This is a genomic window from Pseudomonas japonica, assembly GCF_900188455.1.
Lineage (GTDB): Bacteria > Pseudomonadota > Gammaproteobacteria > Pseudomonadales > Pseudomonadaceae > Aquipseudomonas > Aquipseudomonas japonica.
The window spans coordinates 91,799-114,052 of the sequence record NZ_FZOL01000006.1; the positions used below are offsets into that span (position 1 = coordinate 91,799).

A 22,254-nucleotide genomic window follows, 5' to 3' on the forward strand; every position below is an offset into this window, starting at 1 on the left:
GCCGGGTAGTGTGAAAGCGAGCCCCTTCCCGTTTCGGGTGGGGGCTTGTCGTTTGAGTGAGGTGAAAAATGAAGCGACTGATGGTCGGGTTGTTGCTCGGAGCGGTGCTGACGGGCCAGGCTGCGGCGGCCATGGCGCCATGGTTTCGCTGGGAAAGCCAGGCCGACGGGCGTCTGGTGTGCTCGCAGCATTCGCCGGGGGAAGGCTGGAAGCGCTTTGCCGGGCCGTTCAACAATGCCGGCTGCCGGCCCTGATCTCTTGGGTGTTCTTCCGGGTCTCATCGCGGGCTTTGGAGTCGCCGCGGACCTTGTGGGAGCGGGCGTTGCCCGCGATGAGGCCCGAAAGGCAGACGAAAGGGCGGGATCTTGCCGCCACCGGCAAAGCCAGCGCCGATAATTTGTCTTCTCCCTCTGCTACAGCCTTCCCAAAAACCGGCAAAGTCCCGAAAACACGGGCCTTTTCCCGGCTGTTCAAAAACTGGATCGAAAATTGCTTTCATCGCACGACAGCAGCGGTGAACGGCAAGTGTTCGCCAGCGCAGCGGAGGATGACTGTGGACAAGATGCTTTACGTGGCCATGACCGGCGCCAGCCAGAACGCGCTGGCGCAGAAGGCCCACGCCAACAACCTGGCGAACATTTCCACCAGTGGTTTCCAGCGCGACCTCGAACAGGCGCGCTCGATGCCGGTATTCGGTGACAGCTTTCCGGCGCGGGCCTATGCCATGACCGAGCGCCCGGCGACCGACTTCACCCCGGGTGCGCTGCAGGAAACCGGCCGTGACCTGGATATCGCCGTGGGTGGCGACGGTTTCATCGCCGTCCAGGCCCCCGACGGCAGCGAAGCCTACGTGCGCACCGCCAGCCTGAACATTGACGCGGTCGGCGTGCTGCGCGCCGGCAACGGCATGCCGGTGATGGGCAACGGTGGTCCGATCGCCGTGCCGCCGGAGCAGAAGGTCGAAGTCGGCCAGGACGGCACCATCAGCATTCGCGCCATGGGCGAAGGCCCGCGGGTGATGGCCGAGGTCGATCGCATCAAGCTGGTCAACCCCGACCTGAAGAACATGACCAAGGGCCTCGATGGCCTGATCCACACCAAGAGTGGCCAGCCTGCCGACGCCGATGCCAATGTGCAGGTGGTGTCCGGTTTCCTCGAGGCCAGCAACGTCAACGCGGTGGAAGAGATGACCTCGGTGCTGGCCCTGGCCCGGCAATTCGAATTGCACGTAAAGATGATGAACACGGCCAAGGAAGGCGACGAAGCCATGGCTCGGGTTTTGCAAATCAGCTAATTGACACAGGCGTTGCGCCGTAAAACAGGCGTACGAGGAGAACAGCATGCTTCCGGCTCTTTGGGTCAGTAAAACCGGTCTGTCCGCCCAGGACACCAACCTGACCGTCATTTCCAACAACCTGGCCAACGTTTCGACCACCGGCTTCAAGCGCGATCGCGCCGAATTCCAGGACCTGCTCTACCAGGTGAAACGCCAGCCGGGCGCCCAGTCGACCCAGGACAGCGAGCTGCCGTCGGGTCTGCAGGTAGGTACCGGTGTGCGCATCGTCGGCACCCAGAAGAACTTCATGACCGGCAGCCTGCAGACCACCGAAAACCCGCTGGACATGGCGGTCAACGGTCGTGGTTTCTTCCAGGTCCTGCAGCCGGACGGCACCGTTTCCTACACCCGTGACGGCACCTTCCACCTGAACTCCGATGGCCAGATCGTCACCGCCAACGGCTTCGCCCTGGAGCCGGCCATCGTCGTGCCGCCGGACGCGCAGACCTTCACCGTCGGCCAGGACGGCACCGTGTCGATCACCACCGCCGGCAACCCGGCCGCGCAGATCATCGGCAACATCCAGACCGCCGACTTCATCAACCCGGCCGGCCTGCAGTCCATGGGTGGCAACCTGTTCCTGGAAACCGCCGCCAGCGGCGCGCCGCAGATCGGCACCCCGGGCCTGAACGGCTTCGGTACCACCATGCAGCAGACCCTGGAGAACTCCAACGTCAGCACCGTGGAAGAACTGGTCAACATGATCACCACCCAGCGCGCCTACGAGATGAACTCCAAGGTGATTTCCACCGCCGACCAGATGCTCTCGTACGTTACCCAGAACCTGTAATTGAACCTTCAGGTACTCCCGCGCCATCCGTTACACCGTGAGGTCAGAGTCATGAGCCGTTTGTTGTCCGTTTTCGCCCTGGGGGGGGTGGTGTTGCTGGCAGGTTGCGTCGCGCCGACGCCCAAGCCCAACGATCCGTACTACGCGCCGGTATTGCCGCGTACGCCCCTGCCGGCGGCCGCCAACAACGGCTCGATCTACCAGGCGGGGTTCGAGCAGAACATGTACGGCGACCGCAAGGCGTTCCGGGTCGGTGACATCATCACCATCACCCTCAACGAGCGCACCCAGGCGAGCAAGAACGCGGGCTCGCAGGTGGCCAAGGACAGCAACGCCAACATCGGCCTGACCTCGCTGTTCGGTTCGAGCCTGACCACCAACAACCCGATCGGCGGCAACGACCTGAGTCTCAGCGCTGGCTACAGCGGCGAGCGGGCGACCAAGGGCGACAGCAAGGCGGCCCAGGGCAACACCCTGACCGGCTCGATCACGGTGACCGTGGCCGACGTGCTGCCCAACGGCATCATCGCCGTGCGCGGCGAGAAGTGGATGACCCTGAACACCGGTGACGAGCTGGTGCGCATCGCCGGCCTGGTGCGGGCGGACGACATCTCCACCGACAACACCGTGCCGTCGACCCGGGTGGCGGATGCGCGCATCACCTATTCGGGCACCGGAGCCTTCGCCGACGCCAGTCAGCCGGGCTGGTTCGACCGTTTCTTCCTCAGCCCGCTTTTCCCGTTCTAGGTCCGGCCGTCCATGTTCAACTTCAAGCAACTCGTCGCGGCGACCCTCCTGCTGGCCTCGGCATTCAGTGCCCAGGCCGAGCGCCTGAAGGACATCGCCAGCATTTCCGGCGTGCGCTCCAACCAACTGATCGGCTATGGCCTGGTGGTGGGGCTGAACGGCACGGGTGACCAGACCACCCAGACGCCGTTCACCCTGCAGACCTTCAACAACATGCTCTCGCAGTTCGGCATCAAGGTGCCGGCGGGCTCGGGCAACGTGCAGTTGAAGAACGTCGCCGCGGTGTCGGTGCACGCCGACCTGCCGCCGTTCGCCAAGCCGGGGCAGGTGGTCGACATCACCGTGTCGTCCATCGGCAACTCCAAGAGCCTGCGTGGCGGCAGCCTGTTGATGACGCCGCTCAAGGGTATTGACGGCAACGTCTACGCCATCGCCCAGGGCAACCTGGTGGTCGGCGGTTTCGACGCCGAGGGTCGCGACGGTTCGAAGATCACCGTCAACGTTCCGTCGGCCGGGCGGATTCCCGGCGGTGCCAGCGTCGAGCGCGCCGTGCCCAGTGGGTTCAACCAGGGCAACAGCCTGACCCTGAACCTCAACCGTCCGGACTTCACCACCGCCAAGCGCATCGTCGACAAGGTCAACGAACTGCTCGGCCCGGGGGTCGCCCAGGCCGTCGATGGCGGTTCGGTGCGGGTGACCGCGCCGCTCGATCCGGGCCAGCGGGTCGACTACCTGTCGATCCTGGAAAACCTCGAGATCGATCCGGGCCAGGCGGTGGCCAAGGTCATCATCAACTCGCGCACCGGGACCATCGTCATCGGCCAGAACGTCAAGGTGTCGCCGGCGGCCGTGACCCACGGCAGCCTCACCGTGACCATCACCGAAGACCCGATCGTCAGCCAGCCCGGCGCCTTCTCCAATGGCCAGACCGCCGTGGTTCCGCGTTCGCGGGTCAACGCCGAGCAGGAAGCCAAGCCGATGTTCAAGTTCGGTCCGGGCACCACGCTCGACGAGATCGTCCGTGCCGTCAATCAGGTGGGCGCCGCGCCCAGTGACCTGATGGCCATCCTCGAAGCCCTGAAGCAGGCCGGTGCGTTGCAGGCCGACCTGATCGTGATCTGAGGACGCGCGCCCATGGACATGCCGAAAAGCACGACGTTCAGCACCGCCGACAGCGGTGCCTATACCGACCTCAATCGCCTCAATTCGCTGAAGGTCGGCGACCGTGACAGCGAGGGCAACCTGCGCAAGGTGGCCCAGGAGTTCGAGTCGCTGTTCCTCAACGAAATGCTCAAGTCGGTGCGTTCGGCCACCGACGTGCTGGCCAAGGACAACCCGCTCAACACCGAGACCACCAAGCAGTACCAGTCGATGTACGACCAGCAGCTGGCGGTGAGCCTGTCCCGCGAGGGCGGTGGCATCGGCCTGCAGGACGTGCTGATGCGCCAGTTGTCCAAGCAGAAGGCCAGCGCCCCGAACACCAGCCCGTTCCCGCGGGTCGATACCCAGCAGCGCGCGCTGTGGGCGAGCAAGGTGGCCGAGCCGGTGCGCAGCGGCGACGACTCGACTGGCACGCGCAACGATGTCGCCGCGCTCAACTCGCGGCGCCTGGCGCTGCCGGGCAAGCTCACCGATCGCCTGCTGGCCGGTATCGTGCCGACGGCGGCCACCACCAACAACGCCGCGATTCCGGGGCGGACCACGGCCATGACCGACGCGGTGGTCAAGGGCGACTGGGAACCGGCGCAGACCTTCGCCGCGCCGGGTTCGTCCATGCGCATCTACGGCCGTGCCGTGGCCCAGCCACCACTGGCACCGGCGAAGAAGGCCTTCGACTCCAGCGACGACTTCGTCGCCACCATGCTGCCGATGGCCGAGCAGGCGGCGAAGCGCATCGGCATCGATCCCCGCTATCTGGTGGCCCAGGCCGCGCTGGAAACCGGCTGGGGCAAGTCGGTCATGCGCGCCGCCGACGGCGGCAGCAGTCACAACCTGTTCGGCATCAAGGCCAGTGGCAACTGGCAGGGCGATTCGGCGCGGGCGATCACCAGCGAGTTCCGCGATGGCAAGTTCGTCAAGGAAACCGCGGCGTTCCGTTCCTACGACTCGTACCAGGACAGCTTCCACGACCTGGTCAGCCTGCTGCAGAACAACGCGCGCTATCAAGATGCGGTGAAGGCTGCCGATAACCCAGAACAATTCGTGCGAGAGCTGCAGAAAGCCGGGTACGCGACCGACCCGGCCTACGCCAGCAAGATCTCGCAGATCGCAAAACAGATGAAGTCGTACGAAAGCTACGCGGCGCTCAGCCCAACGACGAAACTATAAGGTTTGAACCATGGCGAGTTTGATCAGCATCGGGATGTCGGGACTTGGGGCCGCTCAGTCGGGCCTGCATACCACAGGTAACAACATTGCCAATGCCGACGTGGCCGGCTATTCGCGCCAGCAGAACGTCCAGACCACGACCGGTTCGATCCGCTATGGCCAGGTCTACATTGGCTCCGGTACCACCCTGGCCGACGTGCGCCGGGTGTACAACGCCTTTCTCGACAACCAGTTGCAGGCCAGCACCTCGCTGAACAGCGATGCCGCCGCGTACCTGAAGCAGATCACCTCGGTGGACAACCTGCTGTCGGATGCCAACACCGGTGTCACCGGTGCCCTGAAGAGCTTCTTCAGCGCGCTCCAGGGCCTTTCCGCCAAGCCCAATGACGATGCCTCGCGCCAGCTGCTGCTGACCAACGCCGAATCGCTGGCCAACCGCTTCAACACCATCAGCGCGCAGTTCAAGGAACAGAACAGCAATATCAACGGCAACCTCAAGTCGATGACCGAACAGGTCAACAACCTGGCCAAGACCGTTGCCTCGCTCAACGAACAGATCGCCAAGGTCGCCGCGATCAACGGCCAGCCCAACGACCTGATGGACCAGCGGGATGAAACCATTCGCCAGTTGAACGAGCTGGTCGGGGTACAGACCACCAACCGCAACGGCAATATCGACGTCACCCTGGCCAACGGCCAGTCGCTGGTCCTGGGCACCAGCGTCAATGCCCTGAGCGTGGTCACCAGCACCACCGACCCGAGCCAGGTATCGATCAAGCTGGGTTACAACAACTCCACCGTGGACGTGACCAACTCCCTCACCGGTGGCGAGATCGGTGGCCTGCTGCGCTATCGCAAGGACACCCTGATCCCGGCGCAGAACGAGATCGGCCGCCTGGCCCTGGTCATGGCCGACAAGGTCAACTCCCAGCTGGCCCAGGGCATCGACAAGAACGGCGAGTTCGGCGCGGCCCTGTTCAACGACATCAACAGTGCGCTGTCGATGGCCGGGCGCAGCCTCGCCATGAGCGGCAACAGCGCCGGCTCCGGCAACCTCGACGTGGTGATCAAGGACACCAGTCTGCTGAGCACCAGCGACTACCAGGTGACCTTCACCAGCGCCACCAGCTACACCGTGCGCAAGCTGCCGGACAACACCAGCATGGGCAGCTTCGACCTCAACACCACGCCGCAGCCGGTGATCGACGGTTTCAGCCTCAACCTCAGGGGTGGGGCGCTCAGCGCCGGCGACAGCTTCAAGATCACTCCGACCCGCAACGGCGCGGCCAACCTCGACGTGGTCATGACCGACTCGAAGAAGCTGGCCATGGCCGCTCCGCTGAGCGCCACCGCGGGCGGCAGCAACACCGGTACCGGCGTGATCAGTCAGCCGGTGCTGAAATCGGTCCTCGACATCGCCGATCCGGCCCAGCGTCTGGAACTGCAGAACGGCATCAAGCATTCGACACCGGTACGCCTGGTCTTCGGTGACGAAAACGTGACCCCGCAGACCTACCAGATGGTCAACGCCAAGGGTGACCCGATCGGTGCGCCCGGTACCTTCATTCCCGGCCAGGGCAACACCCTGCAGTTGAACATCCCGATGGTGGACGCCAGCGGTGCGCCGGTGCTCGACGGCAGTGGCGTGCAGAAGACCATCGCCGTGCAGATGGATGTCAGCGGCGCGCCGAAGAAGGGTGACAGCTACAGCATCGCCCTGACCGGCGCCTCGTCCTCGGACAACCGCAACGGCCTGAGCCTGCTGGAGCTGCAGAACAAGCAAACTGTCGACGTCGGCAGCGCGACCAAGGGCGTCAGCCTCACCGATGCCTACGGCAAGCTGGTGGAAAGCGTCGGTGCCAAGACCCAGCAGGCCAAGATGGACAGCTCGGCGACCGGGGCCATCCTGACCCAGGCCAAGGCTTCGCGCGACTCCCTGTCCGGCGTGCAGCTGGATGAAGAGGCCGGCAACCTGGTCAAGTACCAGCAGTACTACACCGCTTCGTCGCAGATCATCAAGGCGGCGCAGGAAGTCTTCAACACGCTGATCAGTGCGCTTTAAGGAGTCGTAGACCATGCGTATTTCCACCTCCCAGTACTACGAATCCAGCGCGGCCAACTACCAGCGCAACTACTCCAACGTGGTCAAGAGCGGCGAGGAAGCCAGCGACCTGATCCGCGTGCGCACCGCCGCCGACGATCCGGTGGGTGCCGCGCGCCTGCTGCAGCTCGACCACCAGAGCTCGATGCTGGAGCAGTACGCCACCAACACCACCTCGGTGCGCAACAGTCTGAGTCAGGCCGAAACCACGCTGAACTCGATCAACACCCTGCTGCAGCGGGTCAACGAGCTGGCCCTCGGCGCGGGCAACGCGACCTTCACCGACACCGAGCGCAAGGCCACCGCCACCGAGCTGGGCAAGCTCGAAGAGCAGTTGCTGAGCCTGATGAACACCCGTGACGAAAACGGCCAGTACCTGTTCTCCGGGTCCCGGGGCGATACCCAGCCGTTCGCGCGCAACGCCGATGGTACCTACGCCTACATGGGTGACGAGGGCGAGCTGCAACTGCAGGTCGGCGACATGCTCACCATGGCGGCCGGCAACAGCGGCGCCACGGCGTTCCAGCAGGCGCTGAACACCAACCGCACGCAGACCACCCTGACCGCGCCGACCCCGGATGACGGCCGCGTGCGCCTGACCGACGGGCAGATGTCCAGTGCCGTGGGCTACAACGACCAGTTCCGCAGCGGCCAGCCGTATACCGTGACCCTGCTCAGCAGCACCCAGTTCAAGATCACCGACGGCGCCGGCAACGACGTCACCACCGAAGCGACCAACTCCGGCACCTTCGACCCGGGTACCATCGGTGGCAGTTCGGTCACCTTCCGCGGCGTCGATCTGCGCCTGAACATCAACCTGCAGCCGGGCGACACCAACCCCGACGCGGTGGTCGCCGGCCATAGCTTCACCCTGCAAAGCAAGCCGGACACCATCACCGGCATCCGCAGTCCGGGCAACGGCTCCAGCACCCAGGTCAGTTCGACCCAGGTGGTCGACGCCGACAAGTACGCCAAGGCCTTTCCGTCCGGCGGCGCGGTGATCAAGTTCACCAGCGCCACCGATTTCGAGCTGTATGCCCAGCCGCTGGGACCTGACAGCCGTCCGGTGGCCAACGGTACCGTTTCCGGTACGCCGCCGACCGCCACCGCGGCCGGTGTGCAGTTCACCTTCAGCGGTGCGCCTGGCGCCACTGACCAGTACACCGTGCAGGTCAACAAGCATCAGACGCAAAGCGTGCTGGATACCGTCAGCCAACTGCGCCAGGCGCTGGAGAAGCCGATCGACGGCAGCGTCGCCGGTCAGCAGCAACTGCGCGAAGACCTCGATGCCGCCATCTCCAACATCAGCAGCGGACAGAACCAGCTGGCCTACACCGTCACCTCCATCGGTGCCCGTGGCAAGGCCCTGGACCTGCAGGAACTGGCCAACGAAAGCCTGAGCATTGCCAACTCCACCACCCAGTCGTCGATCCGCGACTCGGATCCGGCCGAGGTGATGACCCGCCTGACCCTGCAGCAGACCATGCTCCAGGCGTCGCAGATGGCCTTCAGCAAGATCAGCCAGCTGAGCCTGTTCAACCGTCTGTAATACCGCGTTTCCCGCCGCGTCGTCCCACTGACGCGCGGCGGTTCCATCCGCCATTCCCCACGCTCCAGGCTGTTCCGATTCACCCGAGAGCAGTCTCCGGCCGAGAGTCTTCGTCGTGAATCCAGCGCCTCTTGTCAGTCTCGTCATTCCCGCCAACAGTGCGCGTTTCTTCCGTGCGACGCTGGTCAGTGCCTTGGCCCAGAACTACGAAAACCTCGAAGTCATCGTCTGCGACGAAGGTCGCGACGACGAGATCAAGGCGATCGTCGACGAACTCGAACCGCTGTCCCGTTGCCCCTTGTACTACCAGCGCAATGCGCAGCCGCTGGGCCTGCCGCGCAACCTGCTGGCCGGGCTGGAACTGGCCCGGGGCGACTACGTGCGCTTTCTCTGCGATGACGACCGTCTGCTGGCGGGCTGCATCGACAGCGAGATGCAATTGTTCCTCGCCAACGAGGACGTCAGCCTGGTCGTCACCCGCCGCAACCTGGTCGACGGCGATGATTTCGCCCTGTCCCAGCGTCTGGAGAACAGCTGGTTCACCTGGGGCGACACGGTCTATCACGGCAACGACCTGCTGGATTTCTTCGAGAGCAACCCGCTCAACTTCATCGGCGGTTTCAGCAACACATTGATGCGTGCCAGGGACCTCGGCGAGTTGTTGCCGGCGCTGGTCGAGGCGGGCTTCCACGCCCATATCGATTTCGCCCTGTTCGTCTGTCTGCTGCGTCGCGGCAACCTGGCGGTCACCGCCCAGGTGCACTGCATCGAGCGCGTCCATCCGCAGCAGCTGCGCCGTCAGGCCGACCTGCAGAGCGCCCGCGCCACCGAGCTGCAGTGGCTGCGCAACATGTTCGCCGCGCGCCCGCCGGCCACCGAGACCTTCTCCGGCTGGGTGCGCATCCATGTGCTGCCGGTGGATGGCAGCCGCGCTGCGCGGGTCTGGGAAAACCTGTTCCTGGTCCACGTCCTGCGGAGCCTGCAGGCGATCCAGGAATCCCAGGTGGGCGATGACAGCGACACCTTCGCCGACCTCTACGGCAAGTGGCTCGGCTGCCGCCAGGACCCGCTGGTCCTGCGCCGCCTGATGCGCCTGAGCGAGCACTGGGACTGGCAACCGCGGATCGCCGTGGTGGTGATCGACGAGGAGGGCGACAGCCAGGCGCGCCAGCGCACCCTGGAGAGCATCGGTCGTCAATGCTATGGCGCCGCGACGACCCTGCTGCTGGCGGCGGGCAAGCTGCCGGGCAGTCTCGACGAAGGCCTGATCAGCCGGGCGCTGCAAGGCGACTGGGCGCGGCAGCTCAACGAACTGCTGCCCGAGCTGGAAGGCATCGACTGGTTCTGGCTGGTGCGTGCCGGCGACCGCCTCAGCGAGTTCAGCCTGATGCTGCTGGCCGAACGCGCCGTGCGCCTGGCGGAGATCGCCTGCGTCTACGGTGACGAAGGCGGCCTGAGCGACGAGGCGTCGAGCGAGCCGGTATTCAAGCCGGACTTCAACCTCGACCTGCAGCGTGCCTACCCCTTCACCGGGCGGGTACTGGCCTTCTCCCGCACGGCTTGCCTGGCGGCGGGTGGTTTCGCCAGCGGTTACCAGGAACTGGCGCCCCATGACCTGCTCTGGCGCCTGCTGGAAAGCCATGGCCCGCAGGCCATCGAGCATATCCCCGAGGTGCTGGTGGAGTGCGCGCCCGGCTTTGCCGCCTGGGTTTCCTCGGCCAGGGTGATCGCGGAAAACCCGCGGGTGCTGGACGCGCACCTGCGCCGCCTGGGCGTGGACTACCACCTGCGCAACGAGGCGGGCGCGGCGATCAACCAGATCCGCTACCTGCATGCGACGCAGCCGCTGGTGACCCTGGTGGTCAGCTTCCGTGATCAGGTGGCGGCGCTGGAGCGTTGCCTGGAAAGTGTGCTGGGTCGCACCGCGTATCCCCATTACGAAATCCTGGTGATCGACAACGCCAGCGAGGGCGAGGCGTCCCGGGCCTGGCTGGCGGCCATGGCGCAGATGGGCGATCGCTTGCGCGTGCTGTCGCTGGAGGAACAAACCTCGTTCCCGCGGCAGATCAACCTGGCGGCGCAACACGCTCGAGGCGACTACCTGCTGCTGCTCGATCCCTGCACGGTGGTCACCGAGGCCGACTGGCTGGACGAACTGGTCGCCCATGGTCAACGCGCGGAAGTCGGCATGGTCGGCGCCGAGCTGTGCAATGCCCACGGGCTGGTGGTCAACGCGGGCGGCATTCTTGGTCTGCGCGGCGCGGTGTATTCGCCGTTCGTCGGCGAGATGACCGAGACCGGCGGTTACATGCAGCGTTTGCAGGTGGCGCAGAACTATTCCGCCCTCGGCGCCGACTGCCTGCTGGTGCGCAAGCAGCTGTTCCTCGAACTGGGCGGGTTGAACGAGGAAGACTTCAGCGCCGCGTTCAGCGACGTCGACCTGGGGCTGCGCATGCGTCAGGCCGGTTACCTCTGCGTGTGGACGCCACGGGCGCGCCTGGTCCTGGATCGTCCGCCCGGTCCGGCACTGGATGCGGAGCAGGAAGCACAGCGGCAGACAGTCCTGGTGCGGCAGCACGAAAACTTCCAGCAGGCCTGGATGCCGGTGATCGCCCGCGATCCGGCCTACAACGTCAACCTGGCCCTCAAGGAGTCGGCATTCCGCCTGGAGCCTGGGCTCAAGGACGGCTGGCTGCCCTTCGTCGGGCGTTCGCTGCCGCACATCCTGGCCTTGCCGATGAACAAGAGTGCGGTGGGGCATTACCGGGTGATCAAGCCGCTGACCGAGCTGGAAGCGGCGGGCTGGGTTACCCAGCAGCAGTATTTCGAGATCCCCAGCAACGTCGAGCTGGCGCGTTCCGCGCCGGACGTAGCGATCCTCCAGGGCCGCTACACCGAGGGCTTCATCAAGGAAATCGAACGCCTGAAGACCTACTCCAAGGGCTTCGTCATCTACGAGCTGGACGACTACGTGATCAAGGTGCCGAAGAAGAACGGCCACCTCAAGCACACCCCGCGCGACCTCGAGGGCTCGCTGCGCCGTGGCATTGCCCGCTGTGATCGCCTGGTGGTGTCCACCGAGCCGCTGGCCGATGCCCTGAGCGATACCCACCACGACATCCGCGTGCTGCCCAACATGCTCGCCGAGGAACTGTGGGTCGGGCGTCGGGCCCAGCGCCGCACATCGAGCAAGCCACGGGTAGGGTGGGGCGGTGGCACCAGCCATACCGGCGACCTGGAAGTGATCGCCGACGTGATCAAGACCCTGGCCAACGACGTCGAGTGGGTCTTCTTCGGCATGTGCCCGCCGGCGCTGCGCCCTTACATCCACGAGTTCCATCCGCCGGTGGGTCTTGGCGCCTATCCGGCCAAGCTGTCCAGCCTCAACCTGGACCTGGCCCTGGCGCCGCTGGAGTTCCACATCTTCAACGACTGCAAGAGCAACCTGCGTCTGCTGGAGTACGGGGCCTGCGGCTATCCGGTGATCGTCACCGACACCGCGGCCTACCGCGGCTACCTGCCCTGCACCCGGGTCAAGAGCAACTCCACCGAGGAATGGCTGGAAGCGATCCGCATGCACCTGGCCGACCCCGAGGCCAGCTACCGCATGGGTGACCAGTTGCATGACGAGGTGATGCGCAACTATGTGCTGCGGCCGGAGCATGTGCAGGTCTGGTATGACGGCTGGATGCCGAGCTGAATTTCTCGAAGCTGCCCACGATCCTGTAGGAGCTGGCTTGCCTGCGATGGACCGCGTAGCGGTCCCGGTTCCTGATCTACATTCAGGCCAACGATCTCTATGCGACTTCGGATCGGGAACCGGGACCGCTGCGCGGTCCATCGCAGTGGTTCGTCACACGACAAGCCAGCTCCTACAGGCAAGCAACCTGAACAATCTGGCGCGTTTCCTGCAAGTCCCCCTCCCATCGCCATAAATCCCGCGCCTGCGCGATTTATCCGGACGGCCCGCCGCGCGCGGGCCCTGTGACGTACGAGAGGGAAGGACATGAAGGCAGTAATACTGGCCGGTGGACTGGGCACTCGCATCAGCGAAGAGTCGCACCTCAAGCCGAAGCCGATGATCGAGATCGGCGGCAAGCCAATTCTCTGGCACATCATGAAGCAGTACTCGGCCCACGGTATCCACGACTTCGTGATCTGCCTCGGCTACAAGGGCTACGCGATCAAGGATTTCTTCGCCAACTACTTCCTGCACACCTCCGACGTCACCTTCGACATGCGCGCCAACCGCATGGACGTGCACCAGAACTACAGCGAGCCATGGCGCGTGACCCTGATCGACACCGGTGAGGAAACCATGACCGGTGGCCGCCTGCGCCGCGCCGCGCGCTACGTGGAAGACGAGAAGGCCTTCTGCTTCACCTACGGCGATGGCGTTTCCGACCTGAACATCGGTGCCCTGGTGGATTTCCACCTGAGCCACGGCAAGCTCGCCACCGTCACCGCGGTACAGCCGCCCGGACGCTACGGCGCGCTGCAGCGCGACGGCGACGCCGTGCGCGGCTTCATCGAGAAGCCACGCGGTGACGGCGGCTGGATCAACGGCGGCTTCTTCGTCCTTTCGCCAAAAGTGCTGCCCTACGTCAGCGACGACCACACCTCCTGGGAATCCGAACCCCTCGCGCAGCTGGCCGCCGAAGACCAGTTGCAGGCTTTCCAGCACGACGGCTTCTGGCATCCGATGGACACCCTGCGCGACAAGAACCATCTCGAACACCTCTGGCAGAGCGGGGAGGCCCCATGGAAACAGTGGGCTTGAACAGCGATTTCTGGCAGGGCAAGCGCGTCCTGCTGACCGGCCACACCGGTTTCAAGGGCAGCTGGCTGGCATTGTGGCTGCGTGAACTGGGCGCCGAAGTCACCGGCTTCGCCCTCGATCCTCTGCCGGGCCCCAACCTCTACGAACTGGCCGCGGTCGGGCGCGAGATCAAGGACGCCCGTGGCGACCTGCGTGACCTCGGCGCGCTGCTCGAAGTGGTGGCCGAGGCGCAGCCGGAGATCGTCCTGCACCTGGCCGCGCAACCGCTGGTGCGCGAGGCCTATCGCGATCCGCTGGGTACCTATTCCAGCAACGTCATGGGCACCCTCAACCTGCTCGAAGCGATCCGTCAGGTCGGCGGCGTGCGTTCGGTGGTGCTGGTCACCACCGACAAGGTCTACGCCAACCAGGAATGGCCATGGCCCTACCGCGAGAACGAGGCGCTGGGCGGGCACGATCCGTACAGCAGCAGCAAGGCCTGCTGCGAGCTGCTGGCGCAGTCCTACACGGCCTCCTTCTTCCCGCCGGACAAGCATGCCGAGCACGGCCTGGCCCTGGCCACCGCGCGCGCCGGCAACGTCCTCGGCGGTGGCGACTTCGCCGCCGAACGGCTGATTCCCGATGTGCTCAAGGCCTGGGATGCCGGGCACCCGGTGACCTTGCGTTATCCACAGGCGGTACGCCCGTGGCAGCACGCCCTGGAGCCGCTGGCCGGCTACCTGCTGCTGGCCCATCGGCTGTACACCCAGGGTCCGGAATTCTCCGGGGCGTGGAACTTCGGCCCCAACGAAGGCGACATGTGCAGTGTCGGCGAAGTGGTCGCCCACCTGTCCCGGCAGTGGCCGGATTCGCCGGGGATCCGCGTCGAGCCGAGCGAGCTGCATGAGGCCGGCGTGCTGCGCCTGGACAGCGGCCGCGCGCGCCAGTTGCTCGGCTGGCGTACGCGCTGGTCGTTGCGCGAGTGCCTGGAGCACACCCTGCAATGGCACCTGGCCTGGAAGCGCGGCGGCGACCTGCGCGCGGTGACCCTCGACCAGCTCAACCTGTACGCGGAGCTGTCGTGAGCGACCTGCAACTGCAGGCGCTGCCGCTGGCAGGCCTGTTCAGCGTCCAGCACAAGCGCCACGGCGACGCCCGCGGGCAGTTCGCCCGGCTGTTCTGCGAAGGCAGCCTGACCGGGCTCGGCACGCCGTTCCATATCCGCCAGATCAACCATTCGCGCACCGTCGGCGAAGGCTCCGTGCGTGGCCTGCACTACCAGCAGGGCGACCAGCCGGAAGCCAAGCTGATCACCTGCCTGCGCGGCGCGGTGTGGGATGTGGCGGTGGACCTGCGCCAGGGCTCGCCGACCTTCCTGCGCTGGCACGCCGAACGCCTCGAAGCCGGCGACGGCCGCAGCCTGCTGATCCCCGCCGGTTTCGCCCACGGCTTCCAGGTCCTGGGCGACGAAGCCGAACTGCTCTACCTGCACAGCGCCGACTACGCGCCGGGCCGCGAGGGCGGGCTGTCGGTGCACGACCCGCGCCTGGCGATCGACTGGCCGCTGCCTGTCAAGAATCTGTCGGCCCGGGATGAAGCCCATCCCTGGCTGGATCATCATTTCACCGGAGTGTCCGCATGAATTGCCGTGGCTGTGGCGCAGCGTTGAGCCTGCCGCTGATCGACCTGGGCACCGCGCCGCCTTCCAACGCCTACCTGCGCGCCGAACAGCTGGCCCAGGCCGAGGCCTGGGTGCCGCTGAAAGTCGGCGTCTGCCAGCAGTGCTGGCTGGTGCAGACCGAGGACTACACCCGCGCCGACGCGCTGTTCGATGCCGACTACGCCTATTTCAGTTCCTACTCCACTTCCTGGCTGGCCCACGCCCGCCAGTACGTCGAGGACATGAGCGCGCGTTTCGACCTCGCTGAACACAGTCGCGTGGTGGAGATCGCCGCCAACGACGGCTACCTGCTGCAATACGTCGCCGCCCGCGGCATTCCCTGCCTCGGTGTCGAACCGACCCGCAGCACGGCCCAGGCGGCGCGGGAAAAAGGTCTGGAGATCCGCGAGCTGTTCTTCGGCGAAGCGAGCGCGCGAGCGCTGGTGGAAGAGGGCTGGGCCGCCGACCTGATGGCGGCCAACAACGTGCTGGCGCATGTGCCGGACATCAACGATTTCCTTCGCGGTTTCGCCACCCTGCTCAAGCCGGCGGGCGTCGCCACCTTCGAGTTTCCGCACCTGCTCAGCCTGATGGCCGAGCACCAGTTCGACACCCTGTACCACGAGCACTATTCCTACCTGTCGCTGACCGCCGTGCGCACCCTGTGCCAGCGCAATGGCCTGGAGATCTTCGACGTCGAGGAACTGCCGACCCATGGCGGTTCGCTGCGGGTCTTCGTGCAGCGCGCGGGCGGTCCGCAGGCCGTCTTGCCGGCGGTGCGGGCACTGCTGGAAACGGAAGACAAGGTCGGCGTGACCAGCGCGGACTTCTACGCGACCCTGGCGCCCGCCGCCGAACGCATCAAGCACCAGCTGCTGCGCTTCCTGCTCCAGGCGAAGGCGGAGGGCAAGCGCGTGGTCGGCTACGGCGCCGCGGCCAAGGGCAACACCCTGCTCAACTACGCCGGGGTACGTGCCGACCTGCTGGCCTGGGTCGCCGACGCCAACCCGCACAAGCAGGGCAAGTTCCTTCCGGGCAGTCGCATTCCGGTGGTGGCACCGGAGCGCCTGGCCATCGAGCAGCCGGACTACGTGCTGGTGTTGCCGTGGAACCTGCTCAAGGAGGTCAGCGAACAGCAGGCGCTGGTGCGTGAATGGGGCGGCCGCTTCGTCATCGCCGTGCCGGAGTTGACCGTCCTGTGATGAAGGTATTGCTCACCGGTGCCAGCGGTTTCGTTGGCCAGCACCTTGTCGCCGCCTTGCTGGAGCGCGGCTGCCAGGTCCGCGCCGTGGCCCGGCGCGAAGAGCCGGCACGGGCGCAGCCCTGGTTCGACCAGGTCGAGTTCGTCGGCGCCGATATCCACAGTGCGGACACCGACGTCGCCGCCCTGTGCGAGGGGGTCGATGCGCTGGTCCATCTGGCCTGGCCGGGGCTGCCGAATTACCAGGGCCTGTTTCACCTCGAACACAACCTGATGGCCGACTACGGCTTCATCAAGCGCGCGGTCGAGGCCGGGGTAGGGCAGGTGCAGGTCACCGGCACCTGCTTCGAATACGGCCTGCAGAGCGGCCCGCTGGCTGAAGAGCTGGAATGCCGTCCGGGCAATGCCTACGGCCTGGCCAAGCACAGCCTGCGCCTGTTCCTCGATACCCTGCGCCAGCAGCAGCCGTTCACCCTGCAATGGGCGCGACTGTTCTACCTGTACGGCCCGGGGCAGAACCCCAACAGCCTGCTGGCGGCACTGGACCGGGCGATCGATGCCGGGCAGGCGCGTTTCGACATGTCCGCGGGCGAGCAGCTGCGCGATTTCCTGCCGATCGAGACGGCCACCGCCCACCTCGCGGATCTGCTGCTGCGCCGCGATTTCAGTGGTGTGGTCAATGTCTGCAGTGGCCAGCCGGTGTCGGTCCGCGGCCTGGTGGAGCGCCACTGCGCCGCGCGCGACGCGCGCATTGCCTTGAACCTCGGTCACTACCCTTACCCGACGCACGAGCCCATGGCCTTCTGGGGCGATGCCCGGCGCCTGCGTGCCTTGCTGGGAGCACAACATGAAGCATGAGCTGTACCGCGCCAGCGCCCTGCCGGTGCTGCAGAACCGCACCTTCGCCGATGCCGCCAGCGCCCGCGCCAGTGCCAGCGCCGACATGCGTCTGGTGCAGGACAGCCGCACCGGCCTGGTCTTCAACGACGCCTTCGATGCCGACAAGCTCAACTACGACAGCGACTACCAGAACGAGCAGGCCCATTCCGCGCAGTTCCAGCGCCACCTGAACGATGTCGAGGCCATCGTCGCCCGTCATTTCACGGGACGCAGCCTGATCGAAGTCGGGTGCGGCAAGGGGTACTTCCTTGAGCTGCTGCGCGAGCGCGGCTACGCCGTGACCGGTATCGACCCGGCCTACGAAGGCGACAACGCCGACGTGATCAAGGCGCCGTTCACCCCCGCGCTGGACCTGCGCGCCGAGGCCATCGTCCTGCGTCATGTGCTGGAGCACATCGCCGACCCGGTGAGCTTCCTCCACGAGATCGCCCGGGCCAATGGCGACAGCGGCCTGATCTACATCGAAGTGCCGTGCCTGGACTGGATCATCGAGCACAAGGCCTGGTTCGACCTGTTCTACGAGCACGTCAACTACTTCCGCCTCGCCGACCTGCAGCGTCTGTTCGGTCGCGTGCTGGAAGGCGGCCGCCTGTTCGGCGGGCAGTACCTGTACGTGGTCGCCGACCTCGCCAGCCTCCGTCGTCCGGACGCTGGTGGAGGTGAACCGCTGCGCCTGCCCGACGACTTCAGTGCCAGCCTGGAGCGCGCGGTGGCCATCGTCCGCAGCGATGCCGACAAGGGCTCGGCGATCTGGGGCGCCTCGTCCAAGGGCGTGATCTATTCGCTGTTCCTGCAGCGCGCCGGGGTGGCGGTCGACCAGGTGGTCGACATCAATCCGGCCAAACAGGGCCGCTACCTGCCGCTCAGCGGCGCGCGCGTATCGTCGCCGCAGGAGGCCATGGCCGCCTTGCCCGACGGCGCCAACCTGTTCGTGATGAATTCCAACTACCTCGAAGAAATCCGCCGCATGACCGCCGACCGCTTCGTCTACCACGCCGTCGACAGCGCCGCATTTCAATGACTTCCCAGAGAGACAGCACCATGACCGACGTTATCAAAGCCTTCGAAGCCGAATGCGCAGCCGGCATCCACGCCCAGGGCCAGGACGAGCAGCTCAAGGGCCTGGCCCGGGACTTCTTCAACGAGTCGGCCAAGCACAAGTACAGCTACCACTTCTCCTGGATGGGCCGGCCGATCATCCAGCTGCCCCAGGACATGCTGGCGATGCAGGAGATCATCTGGCGGGTCAAGCCGGACCTGATCATCGAGTGCGGCATCGCCCACGGCGGTTCGATCATCTACTACGCCTCGCTGCTGGAGCTGCAGGGACATGGCGAGGTGCTGGGCATCGATCTGGACATCCGTCCGCACAACCGCGACGCCATCGAAAGCCATCAGATGGCCAAGCGCATCTCGATGATCGAGGGTTCGAGCATCGATCCGGCCGTGGTCGAGCAGGTGCGCGCGATCGCCGAAGGCAAGAAGGTCATCCTCGTGCTGGACTCCAACCACACCCATGAGCACGTCCTCGAAGAGCTGCGCGCCTATGCGCCGCTGGTGGCGCTGGGCAGCTACTGCGTGGTGATGGACACCGTGGTCGAGGACATGCCGGCGGAGTTCTTCCCGGACCGTCCGTGGGGGCCGGGGGACAACCCGAAGACCGCGGTCTGGGCCTACCTGAAGGAAAACAGCGACTTCGAGATCGACCAGCAGATGCAGGACAAGCTGCTGATCAGCGTCGCCCCGGATGGCTATCTGCGCCGGGTGCGCTGAAGCCGTTCATTTGATGGCCTCATCGCCACCTGATCTGTAGGAGCGGGCGTTGCCCGCGATGAGGCCCTGAAGATCACCGCCGATTTCCCGTCAGGTACCGACATGCCTAGCCCTATCCTGAATACCCAGTTCACCCTGGTCATGCTGACCCACAAGCGCCCGGGCTTCCTGCGTCGCGCCCTGCAGTACTACAAGGACTTTCCGGGGACCCTGCTGGTCCTGGATTCCTCCCCCGAGCCTGCCGCCGGTGTCGCCGAGCGCTTCCCGCGGGTCGACTACCGCCACCTGCCACAGTTCGACTACCAGGGCTTCCAGGCCAAGATCCAGTACGGCCTGGGCCTGGTGACCACGCCGTACATGGCCATGGTGGCGGATGACGATTTCATCCTGCCGCAGGCCATCGCCGAGTCGCTGGACTTCCTCGAGGCCCACCCGGACTACGGTATCTGCCAGGGCTACAGCATGATGTACCTGGCCGAAGCCGGGCACATCAACTACTACCGCCGCGACAAGAAGCTCGGCCAGGAAGACTACGCCAGCGACGATCCGCGCCAGCGCATCCTCGATTACCTGTACGCCTTCATCCCGCCGTTCTATGCGGTGACCCGCACCGCGCTGCTGCAGGACTGGATCGCGCAGATTCCGCCGAAACTGCGCTTCGAATGGCTGGAGATCAGCCATGTCTGGTTCCTCCTGGCCAGCGCCAAGGCGCGCCTGCTGCCGATTCCCTACGCGCTGCGCGAGGCCAACTACGGTGCCTCCGAGCACAACACCGAGGTCACCTACGCCCTGGCCCTGCCGGACCCGGTCTCGGTGGCCAGCCGCGAGGAGTTCACCGAGGTCCTGGCTGGCCTGGACACGCCGCTCAAGGGTGAGCGCGAGCAACTGCGCGCCTTTGCCCGGCAGAGCTTCGCGCTGACGTACGAGGGCCTGGCGGGCGGGCGCTCGCTGACCATCGAGGCGATCTTCTCGTCCGTCGTCAACGGCCCGGGCGAGGCACCGACCCGCTCGTTCCTGCCGACCCAGTACGTCGACCTGCCGTTCTACAACCAGGCCTTCTTCGAGCGGCTGGACGAGATCGAATTCCTCCTCCACGCCATGCCCGCCGGGCGCCTGCAACAGGAAAAACTGGAGCCGCTGTGGCTGCAGCAGGAGCGTCTGCTCGCCGAGCGCGGCGACGACCACGCGCACAGCCGCATCGTGCGTGCCCGCCACGCGCTGGAGATCGCGCCGTACAACCTGAAGGTGGTCAGGCACCTCGCCGAACTGCTGCACGACAACGGCGAAACCGAGGAAGCCGACAAGCTGCGCGGCTGGGCACGGCGCCTGGAAGCGGTGGCCAGCGATGGCGGTCGCGCGCTGCTCAGTGCCCAGCCCTCCGGGCGCCTGCTCGACTGGCTGGAGACGCGCCAGCCCGAGCAGAGCGTGCGCGAAGCCGTCAGCGCGCACCTCGGGCAGCATCAGGGTGGTCCGCAGATCGGCATTCTCCTGCTCAACCTGGAGCACGACGAAGCCAAATTGCAGGCGACCTTCGACAGCCTGCTCGGCGGGGTCAGCCGCTCGTTCCGCATCGTCGTGTTCACCACCGGCGCGCTGCCGGCGATGACCACCCTGCAGCAGACCCTGCACTTCGTGCGGGTGAGCAAGGACGACTATGTCGACAAGATCAACCAGATCGCCCGGCAGATGTCCTGCGACTGGCTGATGCTGGCCGAGGCGGGTGACGAGTTCACCAGCACCGGTCTGCTGCGTGCCGGCCTGGAGTTGCTCGACGCGCCGGACTGCCGTGCGGTGGCGGTGGACGAGATCCAGCAACTGGGTGGCGGTGCCTGGCGCGAGGTGCTGCGCCCGGGGATCAACCTCGACTTGCTGCAGAGCCTGCCGGTGCTGATGGCGCGGCACTGGCTGGTGCGCCGCGAGGTGCTGCTGGAGGCAGGCGGCTTCGCCAGCGAATTCAGCGATGCGCTGGAATACGAACTGCTCCTGCGCCTGATCGAGAAAGGTGGCCTGAACGGCCTGGCCCACCTCGACGAGCCACTGCTGATCAGCCCCGCCCCGGAACTCAAGCACAACGAGCATGCCCGTCAGGCTCTGGCCCGGCACCTGTCCGGACGTGGCTACAAGGCTCAGGTCAGTTCGGCGCAGCCGGGTGCCCTGCGCGTCGACTACCGCCATCTGGAGCGGCCGCAGGTATCGATCATCCTGCGCAGCGAGGACAACCAGCAGGCCCTGCAGCGCTGTCTGGAAAGCATCCTCCAGCGCACCCGCTACATGCGTTACGAGGTGCTGATCGCCGACAACGCCAGTCAGTCGCCGCAGCATCTGCAATGGCTGGAGCAACTGCAGAAGCTCGGCGGACGCGTGCGCGTGCTGCAAAGCCCGCAGCGTCTGAGTGGCGCGGCACTGATCAACGCCGCCAGCGCCGAAGTCGGTGGTGAATACCTGGTGCTGCTGGCCGCCGATGCCGAGGTGGTCAACGCCAACTGGCTGGAGCTGCTGCTCAACCAGGCGCAGCGTCCGGAAGTCGGTGTGGTCGGCGCCAAGCTGGTGGACGAGCACGGCAAGGTCACCCAGGGCGGCCTGATGCTCGGCGCCGACGGCGTGCGGGCGGCGCATGTCGGCCTGGCCAAGGGTGAAACCGGCTACCTCGGCCAGGCCGGGGTGGAACAGAACTACCCGGCGGTTTCGGCGGCTTGCCTGATGGTGCGCAGCGAAGTGTTCCGTGCCCTCGGCGGGCTGGACGAAGAGGCCTTCGCCGACAGCTATGCCGATGTCGACCTGTGCCTGAAAGTCGCCGATGCCGGTCTGTTGACCGTGTGGACGCCACAGGTCCAGGTGATCCATCCGGGCCTGCTGCCGGACGATGCCGTGGCGCTCGCCGCCCTGCGCCAGAAGTGGAGTGGCCTGTGGCACAGCGCTGCCCACGACCGCAGCCTGACGCCGGCCAACGCCGCGTTCGACTGGAAAGCCCTGATCGGCTGAAACGGCGCGATGGCCAGGGAGTGGCCTGACTCTTGCTTCGCGCTTGGGTAAACAGGGCAGAGGTCAGAAAAACGTTGGTTTTCCGCCCTCCGCCCACTGCGAGTTCCGGTCGTCGCCCCATCCCCCGG

Annotated in this window: 17 protein-coding genes; all 17 read left to right on the plus strand. The window is 65.9% G+C overall.

Annotation, left to right across the window (positions count from 1 at the left end; genetic code table 11):
• Positions 1–68: 68 nt before the first annotated feature.
• The 17 genes from CHB99_RS09655 to CHB99_RS09735 all read left to right on the plus strand — a co-directional run bounded on the left by CHB99_RS09655 (position 69) and on the right by CHB99_RS09735 (position 22,126).
• Positions 69–254, plus strand: coding sequence for a hypothetical protein (locus CHB99_RS09655; protein ID WP_042124561.1), 186 nt, complete (start codon positions 69–71; stop codon positions 252–254).
• A gap of 299 nt (positions 255–553) precedes the next feature.
• The gene (locus CHB99_RS09660) at positions 554–1,294 is read left to right on the plus strand and encodes a flagellar basal body rod protein FlgF (RefSeq protein ID WP_042124562.1); all 741 of its coding nucleotides are present in this window, start codon (positions 554–556) and stop codon (positions 1,292–1,294) included.
• Between the two features lie 46 nt (positions 1,295–1,340).
• A complete protein-coding gene (flgG, locus tag CHB99_RS09665; RefSeq protein ID WP_042124564.1) occupies positions 1,341–2,126 on the plus strand; it encodes a flagellar basal-body rod protein FlgG in 786 nt (261 codons plus the stop codon).
• Between the two features lie 51 nt (positions 2,127–2,177).
• Positions 2,178–2,873: a flagellar basal body L-ring protein FlgH gene (gene flgH, locus CHB99_RS09670; protein WP_042124566.1), complete on the plus strand. Its 696-nt coding sequence runs from the start codon at positions 2,178–2,180 to the stop codon at positions 2,871–2,873.
• 12 nt (positions 2,874–2,885) lie between these two features.
• Positions 2,886–3,995, plus strand: coding sequence for a flagellar basal body P-ring protein FlgI (locus CHB99_RS09675; protein WP_042124568.1), 1,110 nt, complete (start codon positions 2,886–2,888; stop codon positions 3,993–3,995).
• A gap of 12 nt (positions 3,996–4,007) precedes the next feature.
• Positions 4,008–5,201: a flagellar assembly peptidoglycan hydrolase FlgJ gene (gene flgJ, locus CHB99_RS09680; protein WP_042124570.1), complete on the plus strand. Its 1,194-nt coding sequence runs from the start codon at positions 4,008–4,010 to the stop codon at positions 5,199–5,201.
• 10 nt (positions 5,202–5,211) lie between these two features.
• Positions 5,212–7,263: a flagellar hook-associated protein FlgK gene (gene flgK, locus CHB99_RS09685; protein ID WP_042124572.1), complete on the plus strand. Its 2,052-nt coding sequence runs from the start codon at positions 5,212–5,214 to the stop codon at positions 7,261–7,263.
• Positions 7,264–7,276: 13 nt separating this feature from the next.
• Complete coding sequence (locus tag CHB99_RS09690; protein WP_042124574.1) at positions 7,277–8,851, plus strand: flagellar hook-associated protein 3; 1,575 nt, start codon at positions 7,277–7,279, stop codon at positions 8,849–8,851.
• 115 nt (positions 8,852–8,966) lie between these two features.
• Entirely contained in the window at positions 8,967–12,551 is a 3,585-nt protein-coding gene (locus tag CHB99_RS09695; RefSeq protein WP_042124576.1) for a glycosyltransferase, read from the plus strand.
• A gap of 306 nt (positions 12,552–12,857) precedes the next feature.
• The gene (gene rfbF / locus CHB99_RS09700) at positions 12,858–13,631 is read left to right on the plus strand and encodes a glucose-1-phosphate cytidylyltransferase (RefSeq protein ID WP_042124578.1); all 774 of its coding nucleotides are present in this window, start codon (positions 12,858–12,860) and stop codon (positions 13,629–13,631) included.
• Positions 13,613–14,695 carry a CDP-glucose 4,6-dehydratase gene (gene rfbG / locus CHB99_RS09705; protein WP_042124580.1) on the plus strand — a complete coding sequence of 361 codons (1,083 nt, stop codon included), beginning with the start codon at positions 13,613–13,615 and terminating at the stop codon, positions 14,693–14,695. Before rfbF ends, rfbG begins: the two co-directional genes overlap by 19 nt.
• Positions 14,692–15,252: a dTDP-4-dehydrorhamnose 3,5-epimerase family protein gene (locus CHB99_RS09710; protein WP_042124582.1), complete on the plus strand. Its 561-nt coding sequence runs from the start codon at positions 14,692–14,694 to the stop codon at positions 15,250–15,252. The genes rfbG and CHB99_RS09710 overlap by 4 nt, the downstream gene beginning before the upstream one ends.
• Positions 15,249–16,472 carry a class I SAM-dependent methyltransferase gene (locus CHB99_RS09715; protein ID WP_042124584.1) on the plus strand — a complete coding sequence of 408 codons (1,224 nt, stop codon included), beginning with the start codon at positions 15,249–15,251 and terminating at the stop codon, positions 16,470–16,472. The genes CHB99_RS09710 and CHB99_RS09715 overlap by 4 nt, the downstream gene beginning before the upstream one ends.
• Positions 16,472–17,329 carry an NAD-dependent epimerase/dehydratase family protein gene (locus CHB99_RS09720; protein ID WP_042124586.1) on the plus strand — a complete coding sequence of 286 codons (858 nt, stop codon included), beginning with the start codon at positions 16,472–16,474 and terminating at the stop codon, positions 17,327–17,329. The genes CHB99_RS09715 and CHB99_RS09720 overlap by 1 nt, the downstream gene beginning before the upstream one ends.
• Complete coding sequence (locus tag CHB99_RS09725) at positions 17,319–18,392, plus strand: class I SAM-dependent methyltransferase (protein ID WP_042124588.1); 1,074 nt, start codon at positions 17,319–17,321, stop codon at positions 18,390–18,392. Before CHB99_RS09720 ends, CHB99_RS09725 begins: the two co-directional genes overlap by 11 nt.
• Positions 18,393–18,412: 20 nt before the next feature.
• Positions 18,413–19,144 carry a cephalosporin hydroxylase family protein gene (locus CHB99_RS09730; protein WP_042124591.1) on the plus strand — a complete coding sequence of 244 codons (732 nt, stop codon included), beginning with the start codon at positions 18,413–18,415 and terminating at the stop codon, positions 19,142–19,144.
• A gap of 102 nt (positions 19,145–19,246) precedes the next feature.
• Positions 19,247–22,126: a TIGR00180 family glycosyltransferase gene (locus tag CHB99_RS09735; protein ID WP_042124593.1), complete on the plus strand. Its 2,880-nt coding sequence runs from the start codon at positions 19,247–19,249 to the stop codon at positions 22,124–22,126.
• Positions 22,127–22,254: the final 128 nt, after the last annotated feature.

Coding starts and splice junctions, on each gene's coding strand:
- CHB99_RS09675 (WP_042124568.1), top strand. CDS start 2,886: ATGTTCAACTTCAAGCAACTCGTCGCGGCGACCCTCCTGCTGGCCTCG.
- flgH (WP_042124566.1), top strand. CDS start 2,178: ATGAGCCGTTTGTTGTCCGTTTTCGCCCTGGGGGGGGTGGTGTTGCTG.
- flgJ (WP_042124570.1), top strand. CDS start 4,008: ATGGACATGCCGAAAAGCACGACGTTCAGCACCGCCGACAGCGGTGCC.
- CHB99_RS09690 (WP_042124574.1), top strand. CDS start 7,277: ATGCGTATTTCCACCTCCCAGTACTACGAATCCAGCGCGGCCAACTAC.
- CHB99_RS09725 (WP_042124588.1), top strand. CDS start 17,319: ATGAAGCATGAGCTGTACCGCGCCAGCGCCCTGCCGGTGCTGCAGAAC.
- CHB99_RS09655 (WP_042124561.1), top strand. CDS start 69: ATGAAGCGACTGATGGTCGGGTTGTTGCTCGGAGCGGTGCTGACGGGC.
- flgG (WP_042124564.1), top strand. CDS start 1,341: ATGCTTCCGGCTCTTTGGGTCAGTAAAACCGGTCTGTCCGCCCAGGAC.
- flgK (WP_042124572.1), top strand. CDS start 5,212: ATGGCGAGTTTGATCAGCATCGGGATGTCGGGACTTGGGGCCGCTCAG.
- CHB99_RS09720 (WP_042124586.1), top strand. CDS start 16,472: ATGAAGGTATTGCTCACCGGTGCCAGCGGTTTCGTTGGCCAGCACCTT.
- CHB99_RS09715 (WP_042124584.1), top strand. CDS start 15,249: ATGAATTGCCGTGGCTGTGGCGCAGCGTTGAGCCTGCCGCTGATCGAC.
- rfbG (WP_042124580.1), top strand. CDS start 13,613: ATGGAAACAGTGGGCTTGAACAGCGATTTCTGGCAGGGCAAGCGCGTC.
- CHB99_RS09730 (WP_042124591.1), top strand. CDS start 18,413: ATGACCGACGTTATCAAAGCCTTCGAAGCCGAATGCGCAGCCGGCATC.
- CHB99_RS09735 (WP_042124593.1), top strand. CDS start 19,247: ATGCCTAGCCCTATCCTGAATACCCAGTTCACCCTGGTCATGCTGACC.
- rfbF (WP_042124578.1), top strand. CDS start 12,858: ATGAAGGCAGTAATACTGGCCGGTGGACTGGGCACTCGCATCAGCGAA.